Annotated in this window: 1 protein-coding gene; it reads right to left on the bottom strand. The window is 43.9% G+C overall.

What is annotated here, in order from left to right; genetic code table 11:
* The coding region (locus tag C5L23_RS08675) for a hypothetical protein (protein ID WP_193617321.1) at positions 1–545 on the bottom strand (545 nt) is incomplete at both ends.

Genomic DNA, 545 nt, shown 5'->3' with positions numbered 1-545 from the left:
GATTCGCTTGTACTTACTGATTCAGAACCGGATACAGATTCGCTTGTACTAATTGATTCTGAGCCAGATACGGATTCACTCGTACTAATTGATTCAGAACCGGATACGGATTCGCTTGTACTTACTGATTCAGAGCTAGAAATAGATTCGCTTGTACTTACTGATTCTGAACCGGATACGGATTCACTCGTGCTTACTGATTCTGAGCCGGATACGGATCCACTCGTACTTACTGATTCTGAACCGGATACAGATTCACTTGTACTTACTGATTCAGAACCGGAAATAGATTCGCTTGTACTTACTGATTCTGAACCGGATACGGATTCACTCGTGCTTACTGATTCTGAGCCGGATACGGATCCACTCGTACTTACTGATTCTGAGCCAGATACGGATTCACTCGTGCTTACTGATTCAGAACCGGATACGGATTCGCTTGTACTTACTGATTCCGAGCCAGAAACGGATTCACTCGTACTTAGCGACGTTGAACCAGATAATGACTCACTCGTACTTACTGATTCAGAACCGGATACAGATTC

The organism is Leuconostoc fallax (assembly GCF_004354645.1).
Lineage (GTDB): Bacteria > Bacillota > Bacilli > Lactobacillales > Lactobacillaceae > Leuconostoc_B > Leuconostoc_B fallax.
The sequence above is the reverse complement of the archived record's forward strand: the minus strand, read 5'-3'. Positions and strand labels throughout refer to the sequence as shown.